General features: G+C 35.8%; 19 protein-coding genes, 2 pseudogenes and 1 riboswitch. Of the genes and pseudogenes, 17 read left to right on the forward strand and 4 right to left on the reverse strand.

Translation table 11 applies throughout. The features are described 5' to 3' along the window. Positions 1 to 15 precede the first annotated feature (15 nt). From AB1279_RS11080 to AB1279_RS11100, 5 genes are all read left to right on the forward strand, one after another. Positions 16 to 792: a DUF4430 domain-containing protein gene (locus AB1279_RS11080; RefSeq protein ID WP_429758771.1), complete on the forward strand. Its 777-nt coding sequence runs from the start codon at positions 16 to 18 to the stop codon at positions 790 to 792. A gap of 6 nt (positions 793 to 798) precedes the next feature. Continuing rightward, positions 799 to 1,677, forward strand: a complete 879-nt coding sequence (locus tag AB1279_RS11085) for an energy-coupling factor transporter transmembrane component T (RefSeq protein ID WP_429758772.1) — start codon at positions 799 to 801, stop codon at positions 1,675 to 1,677. After that, positions 1,656 to 3,308: an ABC transporter ATP-binding protein gene (locus tag AB1279_RS11090; RefSeq protein WP_429758773.1), complete on the forward strand. Its 1,653-nt coding sequence runs from the start codon at positions 1,656 to 1,658 to the stop codon at positions 3,306 to 3,308. Before AB1279_RS11085 ends, AB1279_RS11090 begins: the two co-directional genes overlap by 22 nt. Further along, positions 3,284 to 3,970 carry an ECF transporter S component gene (locus tag AB1279_RS11095; protein ID WP_429758774.1) on the forward strand — a complete coding sequence of 229 codons (687 nt, stop codon included), beginning with the start codon at positions 3,284 to 3,286 and terminating at the stop codon, positions 3,968 to 3,970. Before AB1279_RS11090 ends, AB1279_RS11095 begins: the two co-directional genes overlap by 25 nt. Before the next feature lie 374 nt (positions 3,971 to 4,344). Next, positions 4,345 to 4,815 carry a VOC family protein gene (locus AB1279_RS11100; protein WP_429758775.1) on the forward strand — a complete coding sequence of 157 codons (471 nt, stop codon included), beginning with the start codon at positions 4,345 to 4,347 and terminating at the stop codon, positions 4,813 to 4,815. A 149-nt stretch (positions 4,816 to 4,964) separates the two neighbouring features. On the opposite strand, the gene AB1279_RS11105 is transcribed toward AB1279_RS11100, so the two are convergent. Further along, on the reverse strand, positions 4,965 to 5,156 hold the full coding sequence (locus tag AB1279_RS11105; RefSeq protein ID WP_429758776.1) for a hypothetical protein: 192 nt from the start codon (positions 5,154 to 5,156) through the stop codon (positions 4,965 to 4,967). A gap of 147 nt (positions 5,157 to 5,303) precedes the next feature. After that, positions 5,304 to 5,402: riboswitch (SAM riboswitch) on the forward strand. A gap of 68 nt (positions 5,403 to 5,470) precedes the next feature. Here AB1279_RS11105 and AB1279_RS11110 point away from each other — a divergent pair. From AB1279_RS11110 to AB1279_RS11125, 4 genes and pseudogenes are all read left to right on the forward strand, one after another. Continuing rightward, on the forward strand, positions 5,471 to 5,770 hold the full coding sequence (locus AB1279_RS11110) for a hypothetical protein (RefSeq protein WP_429758777.1): 300 nt from the start codon (positions 5,471 to 5,473) through the stop codon (positions 5,768 to 5,770). Positions 5,771 to 6,062: 292 nt separating this feature from the next. Further along, a pseudogene (locus tag AB1279_RS11115) lies at positions 6,063 to 6,167 on the forward strand (NAD(P)H-dependent oxidoreductase); the annotation flags it as partial. Positions 6,168 to 6,258: 91 nt separating this feature from the next. Beyond that, a pseudogene (locus AB1279_RS11120) lies at positions 6,259 to 6,420 on the forward strand (flavodoxin family protein); the annotation flags it as partial. Continuing rightward, positions 6,417 to 6,785 (forward strand): hypothetical protein, encoded by a 369-nt coding sequence (locus AB1279_RS11125; protein ID WP_429758778.1) that lies wholly within the window; start codon positions 6,417 to 6,419, stop codon positions 6,783 to 6,785. The pseudogene AB1279_RS11120 and the gene AB1279_RS11125, both read left to right, overlap by 4 nt. 45 nt (positions 6,786 to 6,830) lie before the next feature. Here the strand turns inward: AB1279_RS11125 and AB1279_RS11130 are convergent, their stop codons facing one another. The 3 genes from AB1279_RS11130 to AB1279_RS11140 form a co-directional block, all read right to left on the reverse strand. Beyond that, a complete protein-coding gene (locus AB1279_RS11130) occupies positions 6,831 to 8,087 on the reverse strand; it encodes a serine hydrolase domain-containing protein (protein ID WP_429758779.1) in 1,257 nt (418 codons plus the stop codon). Positions 8,088 to 8,180: 93 nt separating this feature from the next. Continuing rightward, on the reverse strand, positions 8,181 to 9,380 hold the full coding sequence (locus tag AB1279_RS11135; RefSeq protein ID WP_429758780.1) for an MFS transporter: 1,200 nt from the start codon (positions 9,378 to 9,380) through the stop codon (positions 8,181 to 8,183). A gap of 17 nt (positions 9,381 to 9,397) precedes the next feature. Beyond that, positions 9,398 to 9,814: a MarR family winged helix-turn-helix transcriptional regulator gene (locus tag AB1279_RS11140; protein ID WP_429758781.1), complete on the reverse strand. Its 417-nt coding sequence runs from the start codon at positions 9,812 to 9,814 to the stop codon at positions 9,398 to 9,400. A gap of 199 nt (positions 9,815 to 10,013) precedes the next feature. Between AB1279_RS11140 and phaZ the strand changes: the two genes are divergently transcribed. The 8 genes from phaZ to AB1279_RS11180 all read left to right on the forward strand — a co-directional run bounded on the left by phaZ (position 10,014) and on the right by AB1279_RS11180 (position 18,118). Beyond that, positions 10,014 to 10,910 (forward strand): intracellular short-chain-length polyhydroxyalkanoate depolymerase, encoded by an 897-nt coding sequence (gene phaZ, locus AB1279_RS11145; RefSeq protein ID WP_429758782.1) that lies wholly within the window; start codon positions 10,014 to 10,016, stop codon positions 10,908 to 10,910. A gap of 69 nt (positions 10,911 to 10,979) precedes the next feature. After that, entirely contained in the window at positions 10,980 to 11,993 is a 1,014-nt protein-coding gene (locus AB1279_RS11150; protein WP_429758783.1) for a phosphotransferase, read from the forward strand. A gap of 248 nt (positions 11,994 to 12,241) precedes the next feature. Continuing rightward, complete coding sequence (locus AB1279_RS11155; protein ID WP_429749240.1) at positions 12,242 to 13,417, forward strand: MFS transporter; 1,176 nt, start codon at positions 12,242 to 12,244, stop codon at positions 13,415 to 13,417. 4 nt (positions 13,418 to 13,421) lie between these two features. Continuing rightward, positions 13,422 to 13,622 (forward strand): NETI motif-containing protein, encoded by a 201-nt coding sequence (locus tag AB1279_RS11160; RefSeq protein ID WP_429758784.1) that lies wholly within the window; start codon positions 13,422 to 13,424, stop codon positions 13,620 to 13,622. 137 nt (positions 13,623 to 13,759) lie between these two features. Next, a complete protein-coding gene (locus AB1279_RS11165) occupies positions 13,760 to 13,951 on the forward strand; it encodes a DUF378 domain-containing protein (protein ID WP_429749242.1) in 192 nt (63 codons plus the stop codon). A 486-nt stretch (positions 13,952 to 14,437) separates the two neighbouring features. After that, a complete protein-coding gene (gene serC, locus AB1279_RS11170) occupies positions 14,438 to 15,520 on the forward strand; it encodes a 3-phosphoserine/phosphohydroxythreonine transaminase (RefSeq protein ID WP_429758785.1) in 1,083 nt (360 codons plus the stop codon). Between the two features lie 12 nt (positions 15,521 to 15,532). After that, positions 15,533 to 16,705 (forward strand): phosphoglycerate dehydrogenase, encoded by a 1,173-nt coding sequence (locus AB1279_RS11175; RefSeq protein WP_336480920.1) that lies wholly within the window; start codon positions 15,533 to 15,535, stop codon positions 16,703 to 16,705. A gap of 165 nt (positions 16,706 to 16,870) precedes the next feature. After that, positions 16,871 to 18,118: a DUF1015 domain-containing protein gene (locus tag AB1279_RS11180; protein ID WP_429758786.1), complete on the forward strand. Its 1,248-nt coding sequence runs from the start codon at positions 16,871 to 16,873 to the stop codon at positions 18,116 to 18,118. Positions 18,119 to 18,152 lie beyond the last annotated feature (34 nt).

Consider the following 18,152-nt stretch of genomic DNA (forward strand, 5'->3'; position numbering starts at 1 on the left):
CGAAAGGTGTGAGAAATGATGAAAATACTGAAATGGCTTGTGTTGTCTGTTTTCTTACTTAGTTTTACCACTGGGTGTAGTCAAAATGAGGCAAAGACAGATAAAAAGACAGCCGTAAAACAAACAGAGCAAAAAGATGAAAAGAAACAGGAACAGAAACAAGAACAGCAATCTTCAGAAGAACAGAAGTCACAAGAAGAAAAAGCTGTAGATTCAAAATCTATCGAACAGAATCAAGCGCAAAAACAAAACGCAGAACAATCACAAAATCAAGAGCAAAAAGCACAATCTCAAGAAAAATCCAAAGCTGTAAATGAGCCGAAAGAAACGCCGAAGCAGGAAAATGTGCAACAACCAGCTGAAAACCAACAGTCTGCACAGGGCCATTCTGAAGGGACGCCTTCACCGGTACAACCTGCCCCGGAGCCAAAACCGGAACCAAAACCGGAACCAAAACCAGAGGTAAAGACGGTTACTATATCAGTACGTGATGATCAAAGCACAATCTTAGGGGGGGCGGAAGTAGAACTTCAAGAGGGAGATACTGTTTTTAAAGTATTAGCTCGTACAATGAAGCAAAAGGGTATTCAAATGGAATATACTGGTTCAGGGAATGGTGTATATGTTCAAGGGATTAATAATTTATATGAGAAAGATAAAGGAAGCGGAAGTGGTTGGAAATATAGTGTAAATGGTGTTGTTGCTAATATGGGTGCAGGTAAGTATAAAGTGAAGCAAGGAGACAAAATTGAATGGTTTTACACGTTAGATTATAGGAAAGAAGATCGGTAAGGGTCAATGAAACTAGCATTTTCTTCTATGCATCCGCTCGTCAACTTTCTGTATTATGTAGGGGTGATTATACTATGTATGGTATGCCTTCACCCTGTTTTTTTAATTGGTGCAATTTGTATGATTCTTATATTAAATATCATACAAGGTAATGGAGAAAAAATGAAAAAAATGTTACCAAGTTCACTTTTTTTCGCTCTTATAATTACAATTATAAATCCGTTATTAACACACCGGGGCAGTACAATTTTATTTTATATAGGTTATAATCCGATTACATTAGAAGCAGTGATTTATGGATGCACAATGGCGTTATCATTGTTGGTGATTTTATTTACGTTTGCTTCTTATAATGAAATGATATCAAGTCATAAGTTTTTATATTTATTTTCCCGTATTTCTCCGAAAGTAGCATTGCTTACAATGATTACCGTTCGTTTCGTCCCTTTATTTATGAGACGTCTCACTCATATTACACTTGTGCAAAAGTCAAAAGGAGTTCAAGTGGATGCGGGTTCTCTGAAAGAAAGGGCACAGAATGGCATGAAGCTGTTGCAAGTATTGTTAGTTTGTTCATTAGAAGAGGCCCTTCAAACCGCTGATTCTATGCAAGCACGCGGATTTGGAGTGACAAAACGAAGTACATATATTCGATACCGTATGGAACATAGGGATTGGTTTGTCCTTACTTGGTTAGTAATTTTATTTGTATGTTGTCTTTTTGGAATAAGTATGGGATATGGTGTTTTACTAATTTATCCAAAAGTAGAATCACTCCTTTTACAACAAAGTGATCTATTTTTCTTTATTCTATTTCTTATGTATATAAGTCTACCAATTCTAGTAGAAGGAAGGGAGTGGTTATGGTGGCGCATGCAGAAATAAAAGATTTGTCGTTTACATATGCAGACGAGGAGTCTGCGGCTTTATGTAATGTGTCTTTATCAGTTTCTCACGGAGAATTTGTTGTGTTGGCAGGACGCTCTGGTTGCGGCAAGACGACGTTATTAAAACATTTCAAAAAAGAGCTTCTCCCGATTGGAATGAGAGAAGGCAGCATGTATTATGATGGGGAATGTTTACATTCAATACCAGATTTATTATCGGCTCAAGAAATCGGGATGGTATTTCAAAACCCGGAGAATCAGCTTGTGATGGATACAGTAATTCAAGAACTTGCATTTTCCCTTGAGAATGTCGGCTATGAAACAACTGTCATTCAAAAAAGAATTGCTGAATTAATTAGTTTTTTGGGGTTTCAAGATATGTTGCATCAATCTGTACATGCGTTATCTGGTGGACAAAAGCAGCTCGTTAATCTAGCTGCTGTACTTGTTTTACAGCCTAAATTGTTGCTATTAGATGAACCGACAGCACAGCTAGATCCAATTGCAGCAAAAGACTTTTTAGGACTATTGAAACGAATTCATGAAGAACTAGGAATTACAATTATTATGAGTGAGCATCGTTTAGACGAAGTGGTTCCTCTCGCCGACCGAATTGTTTTTATGGATAAAGGTACCATTGTCTATGATGGAAAACCAAATGAAGTGATTCCGGAAATGTGGAAAGTAAAATCATTTCGCCCATATATTCCGCAAATTCCACGTTTGTTTTTAGAATGGAAGGCTGAAAATGTTCCGTTTACAGTTCGTGATGCACAAAAACAAATTCATTCGATTTTAAATGAATTTCAGTATGATACCCCTACGCAACATGCAGAAAAGAGGGATGTACTGTTACAAGCAAAACATGTTTCATTTCAATATGAAAAACATGGACCGTTCATTTTGCAGGATTTGATGCTGACGGTTAAACAGGGACAATGGACAGCGCTTGTTGGAAAAAATGGTACTGGAAAATCAACGTTATTAACACTTTTAGCTGGCTTGCAAAAATGTCGTAGAGGAAAAGTGATTTGGGAAGGTAAGTTAATTCATAAAATAGAAGTAACAGAGCGCTTTAAAAAAATTGGCTATGTATCGCAGCATCCTTACTATCATTTTACACATGATACTGTTTGGGACGAGCTTTTTAGCCGTGCGCAACAATTGTATAAAAAAGAAGCGAATGAAAAAGTAGAAGAAATGCTTCGGAAGTTTTCAATCTTGCCTATTCGTAATCGCCATCCACATGATTGTAGCGGCGGGGAACAGCAATTAATCGCTCTTTGTACAGTGTTATTGTCAAAGCCAAATCTATTATTATTAGATGAACCGACAAAGGGATTAGATCCAGGCAAGAAAGAACAGGTTGGCGAGTTGTTTCAGCAATTACAAAAAGAAGGAACGACGATTGTTATGGCGACGCATGATATTGAGTTTGCAGCAAAATATGTGGATAGCTGTATCATGTTATTTGATGGGAAAATTATTATGGAAGAAACACCGGCCCGCTTTTTTAGTGAGAACTTTTTTTATACAACATCTGTTAATCGTTTTATTCGTAAACAACTGCCGTATGCTTTAACATGGGAGGATGTGTTTGAGGCGTGTCCAAAAGATATGCTGGTATAGTTGTAGTCGTTTTTTTAGTGTTGATTATTACACTTTTATTTACGTCTTTTGTGACGGATCAATATTATATATGGTGCAGTCTTTTCTTTTTAATTGTGATTATGTTGCCATTTTATGTGCGTTTTGAGAAAAAAGCTTTTATTTCTCGTGAAATAGTACTTGTAGCTGTCCTAGCGGCAATTGCTGCGATTAGTCGCGTTCCATTTTCTTTCATTCCAAGTGTACAACCGACTTCGTTTGTTATTATTGTATCAGCAATTGTATTTGGTAGTGAGACCGGTTTTCTTATCGGTGCAACAGCTGCGTTAGTTTCTAATATATTCCTAGGGCAAGGACCTTGGACCCCGTGGCAAATGTTTTGCTGGGGTATGATGGGTTTTTCAGCAGGACTGCTACGTCATACGTGGATGATGAAAACATTATGGGGAAGAGTTCTCTTTGGATTTATTGCAGGATTTGCTTTTAACTGGGTTATGAATTTATGGTTTCTTATTGGTTTTTTGAAAGAACTAACATGGGATACTTTTATAAAGGCGTATATTACAAGTTTTTATTTTGATCTTGCACATGCACTTTCCAATGTATTTTTTCTTTGGGTGTTCAGCACATCCTGGATTAAAATATTGGCACGCTTTAAGAAGAAGTACGGTATATTAGAATGAGGAAATGCAACGTATGTTTTCTCAAGTAAATAGGGAATAAGTTTTTCTTATAAGACATAAATATATACAGTAGGATCGCGACTTACATATTCGTTTGCCTTTTGAGACACTACTTACCTTGTGTAGGGGGTGTCTTTTTTATCGTACCTTTCTAATAAAAAACTTAGGGGAATGAATCCTATATATTCATACTATGGTATTACATTTATAGATAGAAGAATCATACAACAGATGGATGTTGCGGAAATTATATTTTTATATACTAATGGTATATAAAAGACTGATATTTTACATGGTCTCTTTTGTTTATTCGAAGAAACTATTATTGATAGCAGTTGTAACACATTACATCTTATCAAGAAAGGATGTAAAACATGATAAAGAATATATACGAAACACATTTATATGTAAGGGATTTAGAGAGAGCGGTTGAGTTTTACCAAAATAAACTGGGACTAAAGCTAGCGAGAAAATCACCTGAAAGGAAAGTGGCCTTTTTTTGGATAGGAGAAGATAGACGACAAATGCTAGGATTATGGGAAATGCCAAGTGATGCTTCTATTCAGCTCAATCATTTTGCTTTCGAGGTAGAATTGAATTTCTTAAAAAAATCCAAAAAATGGCTAGAAGAGAGAGGGATAAAAGTGATTGGAAGCCAAGGAAAAGGGAATCAAGAACCCATTGTCCAAAGCTGGATGCCAGCAGCGAGTGTTTACTTTCTCGATTATGATGGAAATAAGCTGGAGTTTATTTCTTTATTATCTGATGAACCCAATGACCTCGGATATGCACCATACTTAAGTGAATGGGAAAAACAGAATCATGAAAAAAGAAATTATGATTAGATAGAATAAGTGAAAAATATAGAAGGGAAATTCTAATGGTTCTGAGCGTTTAGAGAGGATAATAAATCGTAAGAGATCGGCTTGACGAGAGCTTCCATCAGCGGGAGATGAAGAAGAAAAATTACCACTGATGGAAGTTTTACTTTATATCATTCTTGGGATAAAATTTCTGCCGTACTATCGCACTGTTGCAGCGCATGCTGGACAGCTTGTAAAGATTGTTCAATACGTTGACGATTATCTGATTTCTCGACTGTTTGCAAGGCGCTTTGTAAACAGTTTTTTGCTTCATGTAATGCTTGGCAAGAATCTTGAACATGACCGCGTGCATTTTTTTGCATGATTGCACCTCCTTTGGTCTATACATTTGTAGTATGAGCACAACGAAACAAAATATAATAGTTTTCTAAAAAAATAAATCCTGATAATTCTTATAAGAATTGACTTTTTTAGTTATATTGATTATAGTAAAGGATAAAGTGAATATTTTCTTATCCAGAGAGGTGGAGGGACTGGCCCGATGAAACCCAGCAACCGCAATGCAGGTGCTAATTCCAGCAGAACAGTTTTGTTCTGAAAGATAAGAAGGAAGAGATATGTTCCGCTTCTTCTTATCGAAGAGGTTTTTTTATTGCTAAAAAACCGATAATGAAAGATGGACAACGAGAAGAAAGGAGTGGACATAACTGTGACACTTGAGAAATATATTACGTTGCGCAGTGCAATTTACGAATATATGGAAGAACAAGAAGAGCCGATTACGTTATTGGATATTCAAGAGTATATTGCTTCTGAACATAAAGGGAAATTCGCGAAAAAGATGCTGCAGCAATTTTATTTACTGCGGTTACTCGATGAACTAAAGCTGGATGGGAAAATTACTTTAGCAGAGCCGCACCAATATATAGATGATAAGAGGATTTACTACATAGTAAAAGAGAAAAGAGGGAGTTGATCTCTCTTTTTTATGTTATAATTTATTTGAAAATTCACTTATCTTTGAGGTATGTAGATAAAAAGACTGTATTATGCAGTCTTTTTACAAGGAAATGGTGTTGAGTGTGTAGTGTTCGAAAATTAAATGTGCCCCGAAAGATGGGCGTTCTCGGCTAATAAATAAAAAAGACACCATCGCCGAATAGGTGTCATTGTTTTTGCCGAAGGGACTTGCCCTTTGACATGTATTAGAATAGCATGTGGACCCACGAAAAGTCAAAAGGGAATTGATGGAAAAGATGTTGTTTGCAATGAATATATTGATTGTATACGCACATCCAAACCCATCAAGTTTCAACGCTGCTATTTTGAAATATGTGGAACAAGAATTACAAAAAACAAATCACTCTGTAACTGTGTCAACTTCGCTCGTGTTAAGCATCCTTTGAAGGTGATACACGAGAAACCCTCACTTCAAGATCCAAAGGAGATAAGTGGCGGGAGTTTTCATATCGATCAGCTGAATGGATTGTGATGAAGAAAGGAATATTGTCCTTTTGTGGGATACGTAACATAAAGTGTTCTGTATTTCAATCTGTGAAAAGTAGTAAACAAGAAAAAAGAGAGAAATGGCTGCAAAAGATATATGAGAAGGCGGCAAAATTATGAAAAATAAAGAACAGATTTATAAAATTATGAGTGTATGTAAAAGAGAAGATGACTTGTTTTATTCTTATCTTTCTTGTTTATTAGGGATAAAAGAGAATAGCAAGCAATTTTCTAAAGTCAAACAAGAAGTGCGGGAAGAATATCTTATAATGGGGATTTGTGAGAGAGAAGTAGACATTTTAGTAGAACAAAATAAACAGGTTGCAGATTTGTATATACCTAAGTTGCTGCGGTGGGAATTTTTACAAGAAAATGTTCGTTATATAGAAGATTTGTGCTCAATGTTATTTCAGTTAAAACCTTTATGCTTTTCAGAAGAACAATGGAAAAATGTAATTACGATTATAGAGAAAGAGCTGCCGTAAGACAGCTCTTTTCGTGACAAAAATTTTGAGAATTTCAATCTAATTTTAGTGTTTTTGCTGTAAATACTTAGCGATTTGTAAATACATATCTCCATATACGGATTGTATTTCTCCGTTATGATTAGCATTTGATGAAAAGTGAACGATAACCATATTTGCAGTTGGATCGATATATAATCGTTGTCCATAACTGCCAAGTACTTCGAATGCGCCATCTACATTATGCGGGATCCACCATTGATTATGGTAAGAATATGCTTCACCATCTCCAACTGGAAGTTTGTCTTTTTTAATATTCTTAATTTCATCAATGATAGAAGAAGAAATAATTTGCTTTCCATCATATACGCCATTGTCCGCAATCATTTTTCCGAACCTTGCCATATCCCGAGCGGTTGCATTTAAGCCCGCGCTTGCTTGTTCCACTCCTGTTTCATCAACAACATAATAAGCATCCTCTTCGGCTCCAATTTGTGACCAAAAACGTTCACTTACCATGTCTGCTAGGGATTTTCCTGTCACAGTACGAATTACCCATCCAAGTGTTTCGGCGGAACCGTTATTATATGAAAAATTCTCTCCAGGAGCAGCAGTTTCGTTTGCTTCTAGCAACATGTCATAAATTTTTAACGGTCCATCATAGTTTTTGCCGCGAGGAAGAAGATTACTCGCTAAATATAATTGTGCATCTTGATTAGATAATCCAGCTTGTTTAAAGCTGTGAGTTGGATATTTTGCAGAAACTTGCATATCTAGTAGTTGTTGAATTGTTGCCTTTCCAAATGGTGTTCCTTGTAATTCTTTTACGTAAGTTTCTGCAGTTATATCGGGTTGCAACTTTCCTTCTTCAATGAGTGTGCTAATGAGAAGCCCTGTAAATACTTTTGATAACGAAGCCATACCGTGTGGTTCATTTTCTTTATATCCATAAAAATATCGTTCATATACAACCTTATCATTGTGCAAGACAATGAAAGCATCTGTTTTGTATTTTTCTAATAATTGAAGAACGGTCGTATCATTGTTATTTTCATCTGTAATTTGTAAATCATCCAAATTTTGCGAGTTAGTTGGAAGGGGAGAGATATAATTTGGATTTTTAGCGACAACTTTTGTTGAAGCAAATTCTCGCATATGTGAATAAGACCAACGAAGATAGGGGTCTTGTAACCAATTTTTTTTCGTTACTGTTTGTTTTGAGGAATAAACTTTATTTTGTTTGAATAACGTAAAGTTCATACCAGTTAATATAAATAAAAAAATCAAAACGATTAAAATTAGAGGGTATTTTTTAAATCTCATAACAAGCCTCCTTATGCATTCATTATAAGGTATAAGTATCTTTATGAGCAAAAAAAGGAGAGTAAACATAGAAGTTTACTCTCTCTTATATCATTAAGCAGATAATTTTGTTTGTGTTGTTTGCTTTTTGAACTTTTGTTTTCGTCCGTGAAGGAAATAATAAATAAGTAATGTAAATGCAACGATAATAGAAGAAATAAAATACATATTATGATAGCTTGAATGTGCTGCGATAATACCTAGTACGAAAGATCCAATACCAATACCTGTATCAAAAAATGAGAAATAAGTAGCTGTTGCAGTTCCGCGTCGATGGTGTGGTGCGACACTAACCGCAATCGTTTGGAAGCTTGGAATCAAGGTTCCGTATCCAAATCCGATAAGTACACCAGCAGCAAGTAACCAAAATGGCGTTTGCGCCTGACTTAAAGTGAACATTCCAATCATAAATATTATAATAGAGGGATAAATGAGAACATTTTCTCCGAATCGATCAAATATTTTACCTGAAAATGGACGAGAACTAACAACTACAATTGCATATACGACAAAGAAATAACTTGCAATATCGGCCATGCCAAGTTCCTTTGCATAAATCGGAATAAATGAAAGGATACCGCTATAGGCAAAGGAGAGTACGCAGCCTGTGACAGCAATTGGAATTGTTGAAGGCTCGATTAAATCTTTCCACTGCATACGTTTCGTTTCTTTTTTCACAGTTGTTTTTTCTTCAGGAATGTTTACTAATAGTCCGCATAGAAAAGCAAGCATAGAAAATATAGAACAAACGATAAATAAAACTGTAAATGAGAATTTAGAAATGATAGTTAATCCTAAAAAAGGACCAATAACCATTGGTAAACTCATAAATACTCCATAATAGCCGAGCGCTTCACCGCGTCGATGGTCTGGTGCTACATCTGTTACAATTGTACCAGTAGCTGTCGTTGCCATTCCAAATCCGATGCCATGGAAGAAGCGAAGGGTAAGCAGTAAAAATAAGCTTTGCGTACCGAAATACATCACCGTTGCAGCTAAAAAGAGTGAGAGCGAGATAAATAAAATTTTCTTTCTTCCTAAATCATCAAGCCATTTACCTGTAAATGGTCGACAAAGTACAGAAGAAATTAGAAACACTGTTGCAACTAGACCTATTTCTCCAGTTTTTCCTTTTAGTCCGTCGATGACATACATAGGTAAGGTTGTCATGAGCATATAAAATGTTAAAAAGAGAAATAGACTACTCAAACATGTTCCGATGAAGTCTTTCGTCCAAAGTCTTTGACTTTCCATAGTCATCCCTCCAATTTCTAATCAAGATTACGAATTACTTTTTGTAGTACGTCAAAAGCACGAAGAAGTTCTTCAGTGTTAATATCTTGCAGTGCTTTTTCCTCAAATGAGTCTACTTCTTCCTGCCACATTGGAATCATTTCCCGTGCTGTTTCTGATAAAGAAATGAGCTTTTCGCGTCGATCCCTTCCTTCTTTTCTAATGATCCAACCTATTGATTCCATACGGGTTAGAGTACGAGTCATTGTTGGAGATTCGACGTTTAAATATTGGCACAGTTCCGTTTGTGTGCAAGGTCCAGTTTGATGCAATCTGAAGATTACAGCCCACTGTGCACTGTATAAACCAGTTGAAGAAACACGCTCATTAAACTTCTTGGAAAATTTTCGAGAAGTTTGGCTGACGACGTGAAAAAAGTGTTGTTTTTCGTCCATATTTTTATTCCTTCCTAATTAGTTACCTAGCTAACTATAGCCTCTTTTTTCTGAATTGTCTAGTAGTCTGTTCGCCATGCTTATGTTAAAAGTACGTTAATTTTTAGATTGAGAACATATATTCTATATGGTATTATTATGTTTAGAATTTTCAGTCTTTTATTTGCGTGTTATTAATAAATTTGAGGGGGCAAAGAGAATGATTAAACCTGCAAGTATGAAGTCAGTAGTATTATCAAACGGAGAAACAATTGCCTATCAAGAAGTGGGAAATGGAACAGAAATATTAGTACTTATTCATGGGAATATGACATCTTCACAACATTGGGATTTAGTTATAGAACAGTTACAAGACTCTTATCATATTTATGCTCTTGATTTACGTGGTTTTGGTTTTTCAACTTACCATCAGCCTATAGATTCTTTAAACGATTTTGCGCAAGATGTAAAGCTGTTTGTGAATGAATTGCAATTGAAAGATTTTTCATTGGTAGGATGGTCAATGGGGGGAGGAGTTGCTATGCAGTTTGCAGCTTCTTATCCGATGGATGTGAAAAAACTCATACTAGTTGAATCTGTAGGGATGAAAGGATATCCGATTTTTAAGAAAGATATAAACGGTCAGCCAATTGTTTCAAACTTATTAAAAACAAAAGAAGAAATTTCTCAAGATCCTGTTCAAATTGTACCTGTTGTGGAAGCTTTAAAACAAATGAATAAGCAATATTATCGCACTATATGGAATTTGCTTATCTACACCAAGCATCAACCTGATCCAGAGCGGTATGAAAAATATCTTGATGATATGTTAACGCAGCGTAATTTTGTTGATGTAAATTATGCGCTTGTAACATTCAATATATCAGATGAACATAACGGAGTTGTAGCTGGAAACGGGAATGTGAATCGTATTCAAACGCCAACATTAGTTCTCCAAGGTGATCGTGATTATGTTGTTCCCAAAGCAGTTGGTGAAGAGCTGGCAAAGCATCTGCCAAATGCAAAATTAGTCGTACTAGAGGATTGTGGACATTCTCCATTTATCGATTGTTTAGAAGTGTTTATAAATGAAATGACTGCGTTTTTGAAAGAGTAGTAAATGATTCCTATCTATTTCCTTTTGGAAATGGCTCTTTTCGTAAAAGGTTAAAGGGGAGGTGAGAAAATGGGCGATTTACAATATAAATTGGAATTTAGGGATTTGTGTCAAACATCTCAACTTGGTGAATTATTGAATGCCCCCGAATCCATTTCTGGTGGGCTTTTACATAGAATGTATGCTGTTGAAACCACGAAAGGAAAGTATGCAATCAAACTTTTAAATCCTCAAATAATGCTTAGACCAACGGCAATGCGAAACTATATCAATTCAGAAAAAATAGCCAATTTCTTGTCTAATAACATTCCAACTCTCCCAGCAAAAAAAAATAATGGAGATGTCTTACAAAAAGTAGACAATCATTTTTATCTTGTGTTTGATTGGATGGAAGGTGAAAGTCTGAAACCATATGAAATCAATAATATTCATTGCGAAAAAGTAGGTACAATTCTTGCAGAAATACATAAAGCCGATTTTTCAGAGTTAAACATAACAAATGATGGATTTGATAATGGACAGTCAACTAATTGGAATTATTATTTGCAAAAAGGTAAAGAAAATAGTTCAGAATGGGTTAAGTTACTCCTTGAAAATCTCGATAACCTTAGTAATTGGAACTCGGAGGCAATTTGTGCATCTGAATCTCTTTCATCAAATATGGTTATTAGTCATAGGGATTTAGATCCTAAGAATGTTCTGTGGAACCAATACAATCCAGTCCTTATTGATTGGGAATCAGCTGGTTATATACATCCAATGCAAGACTTAATTGAAACGGCAATCTATTGGTCTGAAAATGAAAAAGGGGACATTGATAAACAAAGATTTTTTTCTTTTATAAGCGGATATAAAAAGAGATACGGTGAACTACAAGCAGACTGGAGAATAGTATTAGCAAATGGCTTTTCAGGCAAATTAGGGTGGCTTGAATACAATCTAAAACGTTCTTTATGGATTGAATGTACAGACGAAGAAGAACAGCAGATGGGAACCATCCAAGTAATAGAAACAATAAATGAAATTAGGCACTATGCAGATACAATTCTTAAATTATTGAATTGGTTAAATAATGAGTTGTAGACTAAGTTTCTTCAATTAGAGAGTGATTTAATGGATTAAAGAATTAAAGAATACAGCCGTCCCTCAATGGAGTGGCTGTTTTTTTGAAATTAAAATCATGTGCAGCCATATGTAAAAGCTCAAATAGGGAAAGGATGAGGGCTAGAAGTTTAGACTTCTAGCTTTATTTTGTGAAAATTGAGAGTATACGATTTATAGATAAAACAGCTATAATAAAGGATGTGAGTTCAAAGAGGGAGCGTAATAAAATGGGGAGAAGGTATACATTTTGGATTATGATTGGAATTGTTGCAATATCTGGACTTTCACAAGGTATGTTGTTGCCAGCAATTGCAATGATTTTTGAAAAGGAAGGGATTAGCTCAAGCTTTAATGGCATTCATGCTTCGGCATTATATATTGGTATTCTTGTTATTTCACCTTGGCTTGAGAAACCGATGCAAAAATTTGGGATGAAGCCGATTATTGTAATTGGAGGCTTTATTGTTGTTGGAGCACTATTTTTATTTACACAAACATTTTCTTTTTGGGTGTGGTTTGTTCTTCGCTTTTTAGTTGGAGTTGGAGATCATATGCTTCATGTTGGGACGCAAACATGGATTACAACGACTGCAAGCCCGCATAAAGTAGGAAAACAAGTTTCCATTTACGGAGCATTTTTCGGTATCGGTTTTGCAATCGGTCCGTACCTAGCAAGTACAGTACAATATGGTATTGCAACCCCGTTTATTGTATCAACAGTTCTTTGTTTAATAGGCTGGTTATTACTGATTCCGACGCAAAATACATTTCCGGATCAAGGAGAAGTGAATCGAGAAAGTGAATCTTCTTTGCAGCGCTATAAACAAGTGTTGGTGATTGGTTGGATTGCACTGCTTGCACCATTAGCTTATGGAGCACTGGAAGCGATGCTTAATAGTAACTTGCCTGTATATGTAATGCGGAAAGGTTGGTCAGTTGAACAAATTTCACTTTTATTGCCAGCGTTTTCTATTGGTGGAATTATTACGCAAATTCCACTTGGTATGCTTAGCGATCGGTATGGAAGGGAGCGTATTCTAACATGGTCGTTTAGCATTAGTACATTAATTTTTCTGTTAGCAGCCGTATTTGATGAATATTATGGATTTGTATTTGCGTTTATGTTAATTGGGGGTATGGTCATTGGATCATGCTTTTCACTTGGGCTCGGCTATATGACAGATTTATTACCAAAGCACTTACTACCAGCAGGAAACATTTTGTGCGGAATTGCCTTTAGTATCGGAAGCATTTCGGGTCCTGTATTAGGTGGACTGTTTATAGAGAAAATACAGTATACAAGCTTCTTTCTTGCTGTTATGATCGTCATGGCAGTTATATCAATTATTTATATGACATATATGAGAATTCAATCAGTCGTGAGGAAAGTAGAAAGTAGGTAAAATAATGACAAAACAATTAAAAAAGAAAAAATTTGAAGTATTACCAGATGAAACAATTGCGCAGTGTCTAGAAAGAATGGAAAAGGAAGGATATATACCTTCTCGTCGAATGGAAGAGCCTATCTTTCATGAGGTAAAAAGAGAGGGGAAAACTGTTGTAGAGCCGTGTGGACGAAAAATAATATTTGAGGGAAAGGTAAAATAAAGAGATCTTGCGAAGGAGTTTCTATTTCTGTTTTAATGTTTAGAAATGTTTTTAGAAAAAATGTGCAAATTTCAGAATATACCACATATAATATAGCGAAAGGCCTTTCACCATTTTTCACCGAGGGGGCAATCATAATGAAATTTTTGTCTTACCTTACAGCAATTCTGGTGATTATTGGCGGTTTGAATTGGTTATTTGTGGCGTTAGATTTTAATCTAGTAGAAAAACTTTTTGGTTCTATGCCAGCACTTGTTGACACCGTTTATTGGCTTATTGGTCTTTCTGCACTGTATCAAATCTACGACCGTTTTTTTGCAAGTAATTAGCAATTATACAATTATTATTTAAAGTGTTAAGCAGACGTGCTTAACACTTTTTTGTATTTTGATTTACTCGCTTCAATATTTAGAAGGTAGGGCTAGCACAGCAGTATGTCAAAGGTTTAGAGATTCATTACAATTATCTTGAAGTTTTTGTTCAAAAATAACTTTTCTGATATTTAAAAATCTTTTGTAAAACAATGTACTTGTTGGTGAGATTCTGTAGTGTTAATTATAAATTAATGAAGGTTCTAGTGCAAAAATTTGAAGGTAAGTAAAGGAGAGTAGATCTAATAATTGGACGAGTCCCCTAACAATGAGGGACGAAGAAACAACACCAATGGCAGTTTTACTTTTTGACAAATTACTTGTGAGAACGGTTCCAATACGTCTTAGAATAAAATAAGAAAAACGGTTTGACCAAGTAATTTATATAAGTTATAATTCAGAAAGTTTAAAAACTTATAAAAATATAGGAAAGAGGAGAATGAGATGCATCGAGTATACAATTTTTCAGCTGGACCATCTATACTTCCAATACCCGTTTTAGAGCAAGTACAAAAAGAATTATTAAACTATCATGAAACAGGTATGTCTATAATGGAAATGAGCCATAGATCTACAGCATTTCAGGACATTGTAGACGAAACGAAAGACCTGCTTTGTGAATTAATGAATATCCCTGAAAATTATGAAGTGCTTTTTATACAGGGAGGCGCATCTTTACAATTCTCCATGATTCCACTAAATTTAATGCAACGATATAAGCATGCAGCATATGTACATACAGGTTCTTGGTCAAAAAAGGCGATTCAAGAAGCGGAAAAAATCGGAACTGTTTCGGTTATTGCATCTTCAGAAAATGACCGATTTACATCCATTCCAGAGATAAATAGCACACTTTTCTCTCGAGAAATAGATTATGTGCATATTACAACGAATAATACAATTGAAGGTACACGTTATGTCAATATTCCCGAAACAGGAGAAATCCCACTCGTTGCCGATATGTCTTCAAATATTTTATCCGAAGAGTATGATATAACAAAATTCGGCCTTATTTATGCCGGGGCACAGAAAAACCTAGGACCTGCGGGGTTAACGGTTGTAATCGTTCGTAAAGATTTAATTGGTTCTGCAAATTCTTCTTGTCCGACTATGTTAAACTATGAAACTTACAGTAAACATAATTCACTTTATAATACTCCACCATCCTTTAGTATTTATGTAACAAAGTTAGTTTTACAATGGCTGAAAGCGCAAGGCGGCGTGGAGGAAATAGAGAAAAGAAATTATGAAAAATCAGCAATTTTATACAATTTTTTAGATGAATCAAGTTTATTCACTTCACCAGTAAATACTGTGTATCGATCTTTAATGAATATTCCATTTACAACATCTTCGAATGAAAAGAATGCATTGTTTATCCAAGAAGCGAAAAAACATGGTTTTGAAACATTAAAAGGGCATCGTTCTGTTGGCGGCATGCGTGCTAGTATTTATAACGCAATGCCAATAGAGGGCGTACAAGCGCTTGTGGATTTTATGCATATATTTGAAAAGAAACACAAATAAGGGGATGAAGAAATGTTTCATATTAAAACGTTAAATCAAATTGCTGAAAGAGGAATTTCTACTTTTTCAACAGATACATATAGAGTAGGAGAAACAATTGAGCAGCCTGATGGTATTTTGCTGCGAAGCTATTCATTGCATCATGAAGAGTTTTCAGAGCAGTTAAAGGCCATTGCCAGAGCGGGAGCAGGTGTAAATAACATACCAGTTGAGCGCTGTACAGAGAAAGGCATTGTTGTTTTTAATACACCAGGGGCTAACGCGAATGCGGTAAAAGAACTTGTACTTGCGAGTTTAATTATGTCATCTCGTAATATTGTAGATGGGGTTGTATGGACAAAAGACTTGCAAGGGGAAGAGGTACCGCAGCTTGTCGAGAAAGGAAAAAAACAATATGTTGGTTCAGAAATTGCAGGAAAGCGACTTGGCATTATTGGACTAGGAGCAATTGGAGCTCTTGTTGCAAATGATGCTCTTTCTTTAGGGATGGATGTTGTTGGTTATGATCCATATGTTTCTGTTGAAACAGCTTGGCGGTTATCCAGACAAGTGCAGCGAGCATTCAGTTTAGATGAAATTTTTGCAACATGTGACTATATTACTTTGCACGTTCCATTAGTTGAACAAACGCGAGGCATAATTAATGAATCTGCACTTCAAGTAATGAAAAAGGGAGTTCGTATTTTAAACTTTTCTCGTGGAGAGCTTGTTGATGAAACGGCGTTAGAGCAAGCACTTGAGGCGGGCATTGTGAAGCATTATATAACAGATTTTCCTAATGAACGTGTGCTACAAATGAAAAATGTTATTGCAACGCCGCATCTCGGAGCATCTACTTATGAGTCAGAAGAAAATTGTGCGGTTATGGCATCTCGGCAGCTGCGCGACTTTTTAGAAACTGGAAATATTCGTAATTCGGTTAATTATCCCAATGTAGAACTTCCTTACATTGGAAAGAAACGGATTACAGTTGCGCATCAAAACATTCCGAACATGGTGGGTCAAATTACAGCGTGTTTGGCAGATCATCATATTAATATTGCTGATATGATCAATCGTAGTAAAGGCTCTTTTGCATATACAATGATTGATATTGATAATGGGATAGATGAGTTTGTTAAAGAAGATGTTGTTGCAACAATTAGAAACATTACAGGTGTCGTAGCAGTTCGGATGATTGTATAAAGTGTAGCTTCTAGCAGTGGGGGAGCTCTTCATCCCCCACTGCTGGAAAGCCTAACTAATCGGGCTTTTACGGGCAGTTATCTTCCACTTATCTTCCTCGTTTCTCTTGAATTATGAGGTGGGGGTCTTACTGACCGCGAATAGCGGGATAAAGGAGAGATTTCATTGGCAACAATTAAACCATTTCGGGCAATTCGCCCTGTACAAGAGCACGTAAATGAAGTGGCTGCTCTTCCATATGATGTACTCAATAGTAATGAAGCACGAGAAATTGCAACAAATAACCCTTATTCGTTTTTACATATTGATAAGGCTGAAATTGATTTAAATCCATCTATTTCACCTTATGATAACGCTGTGTATGAGAAAGCAAAGAGCAATTTGCAACATATGATTGAAACAGGTGTGTTTATACAAGAAGAGAAATCATGTTTTTATATTTACGAGCTTACAATGAGCGGTCGTTCTCAAACTGGACTCGTTGTTTGTACATCAATTGATGAATATATGAACAACACCATTAAGAAACATGAGAAGACAAGACCTGAAAAAGAAAAAGATCGTATTCGTCATGTTGACGTTTGTAATGCTCATACAGGCCCCATCTTTGTAACATATCGCGGGAAAAGTGAAATTGCAAATGTCATCGCGAATTGGAAAGCGACGCATAGCCCAGTTTATGAATTTACGGCAGATGATGCAATTAGGCATAAAGCGTGGATTATTCATGAAGAAAGAGTCATTGCTACATTAATAGAACAGTTTGAGGAAATACCTTCTTTATATATTGCTGACGGTCATCATCGCTCAGCATCTGCTGTAAAAGTTGGAATGATGCGCCGTGAGGCATGCTCTAATTATACAGGTAAAGAAGAATTTAATTACTTTTTATCTGTACTTTTCCCGAAAGATGAATTATCGATTTGGGATTATAATCGCATTGTAAAGGATTTAAACGGGTTATCAGAAGAACAATTTTTACAAGAAATTTCTCAAGCTTTTTATGTAGAAAAAGCAAATTTAGTACCATATAAACCAGCAGAGCGTCATACATTTGGGATGTATTTGAATAAAGTATGGTATAAGCTGACTGCAAAAGCAAATATGTATGATGCAGAGAATGTTGTAAAAAGATTAGATGTATCCATTTTACAAGAACAGTTGTTACATGCGATTTTACATATTGATGATCCTCGTACAAATGACAGAATTGATTTTGTAGGAGGAATACGCGGGCTGAAAGAGCTAGAAAGAATGGTTGATGAGGAAGGATGGGCTGTTGCTTTCTCCATGTATCCAACAACAATGGAAGATTTACTGGATATTGCGGATGCAGGAGAAATTATGCCGCCAAAATCAACGTGGTTTGAACCGAAGCTTCGCAGCGGTTTATTTATTCATTCGTTAGAGTAGAAGAGGGAGCAGATTGCTTTCTCTTTTTTTCTTG

Source organism: Bacillus sp. S14(2024), assembly GCF_050473785.1.
GTDB classification, from domain to species: Bacteria; Bacillota; Bacilli; order Bacillales; family Bacillaceae_G; genus Bacillus_A; species Bacillus_A yunxiaonensis.

What these genes read in the sequence shown, in the direction of transcription:
- AB1279_RS11090 (WP_429758773.1), top strand. Translation starts at nt 1,656, where the DNA reads ATGGTGGCGCATGCAGAAATAAAAGATTTGTCGTTTACATATGCAGAC.
- AB1279_RS11135 (WP_429758780.1), bottom strand. Translation starts at nt 9,380, where the DNA reads ATGGAAAGTCAAAGACTTTGGACGAAAGACTTCATCGGAACATGTTTG.
- phaZ (WP_429758782.1), top strand. Translation starts at nt 10,014, where the DNA reads ATGATTAAACCTGCAAGTATGAAGTCAGTAGTATTATCAAACGGAGAA.
- AB1279_RS11100 (WP_429758775.1), top strand. Translation starts at nt 4,345, where the DNA reads ATGATAAAGAATATATACGAAACACATTTATATGTAAGGGATTTAGAG.
- AB1279_RS11175 (WP_336480920.1), top strand. Translation starts at nt 15,533, where the DNA reads ATGTTTCATATTAAAACGTTAAATCAAATTGCTGAAAGAGGAATTTCT.
- AB1279_RS11150 (WP_429758783.1), top strand. Translation starts at nt 10,980, where the DNA reads ATGGGCGATTTACAATATAAATTGGAATTTAGGGATTTGTGTCAAACA.
- AB1279_RS11085 (WP_429758772.1), top strand. Translation starts at nt 799, where the DNA reads ATGAAACTAGCATTTTCTTCTATGCATCCGCTCGTCAACTTTCTGTAT.
- AB1279_RS11160 (WP_429758784.1), top strand. Translation starts at nt 13,422, where the DNA reads ATGACAAAACAATTAAAAAAGAAAAAATTTGAAGTATTACCAGATGAA.
- AB1279_RS11130 (WP_429758779.1), bottom strand. Translation starts at nt 8,087, where the DNA reads ATGAGATTTAAAAAATACCCTCTAATTTTAATCGTTTTGATTTTTTTA.
- AB1279_RS11080 (WP_429758771.1), top strand. Translation starts at nt 16, where the DNA reads ATGATGAAAATACTGAAATGGCTTGTGTTGTCTGTTTTCTTACTTAGT.
- AB1279_RS11140 (WP_429758781.1), bottom strand. Translation starts at nt 9,814, where the DNA reads ATGGACGAAAAACAACACTTTTTTCACGTCGTCAGCCAAACTTCTCGA.
- AB1279_RS11125 (WP_429758778.1), top strand. Translation starts at nt 6,417, where the DNA reads ATGAAAAATAAAGAACAGATTTATAAAATTATGAGTGTATGTAAAAGA.
- AB1279_RS11110 (WP_429758777.1), top strand. Translation starts at nt 5,471, where the DNA reads ATGGACAACGAGAAGAAAGGAGTGGACATAACTGTGACACTTGAGAAA.
- AB1279_RS11155 (WP_429749240.1), top strand. Translation starts at nt 12,242, where the DNA reads ATGGGGAGAAGGTATACATTTTGGATTATGATTGGAATTGTTGCAATA.
- serC (WP_429758785.1), top strand. Translation starts at nt 14,438, where the DNA reads ATGCATCGAGTATACAATTTTTCAGCTGGACCATCTATACTTCCAATA.
- AB1279_RS11165 (WP_429749242.1), top strand. Translation starts at nt 13,760, where the DNA reads ATGAAATTTTTGTCTTACCTTACAGCAATTCTGGTGATTATTGGCGGT.
- AB1279_RS11105 (WP_429758776.1), bottom strand. Translation starts at nt 5,156, where the DNA reads ATGCAAAAAAATGCACGCGGTCATGTTCAAGATTCTTGCCAAGCATTA.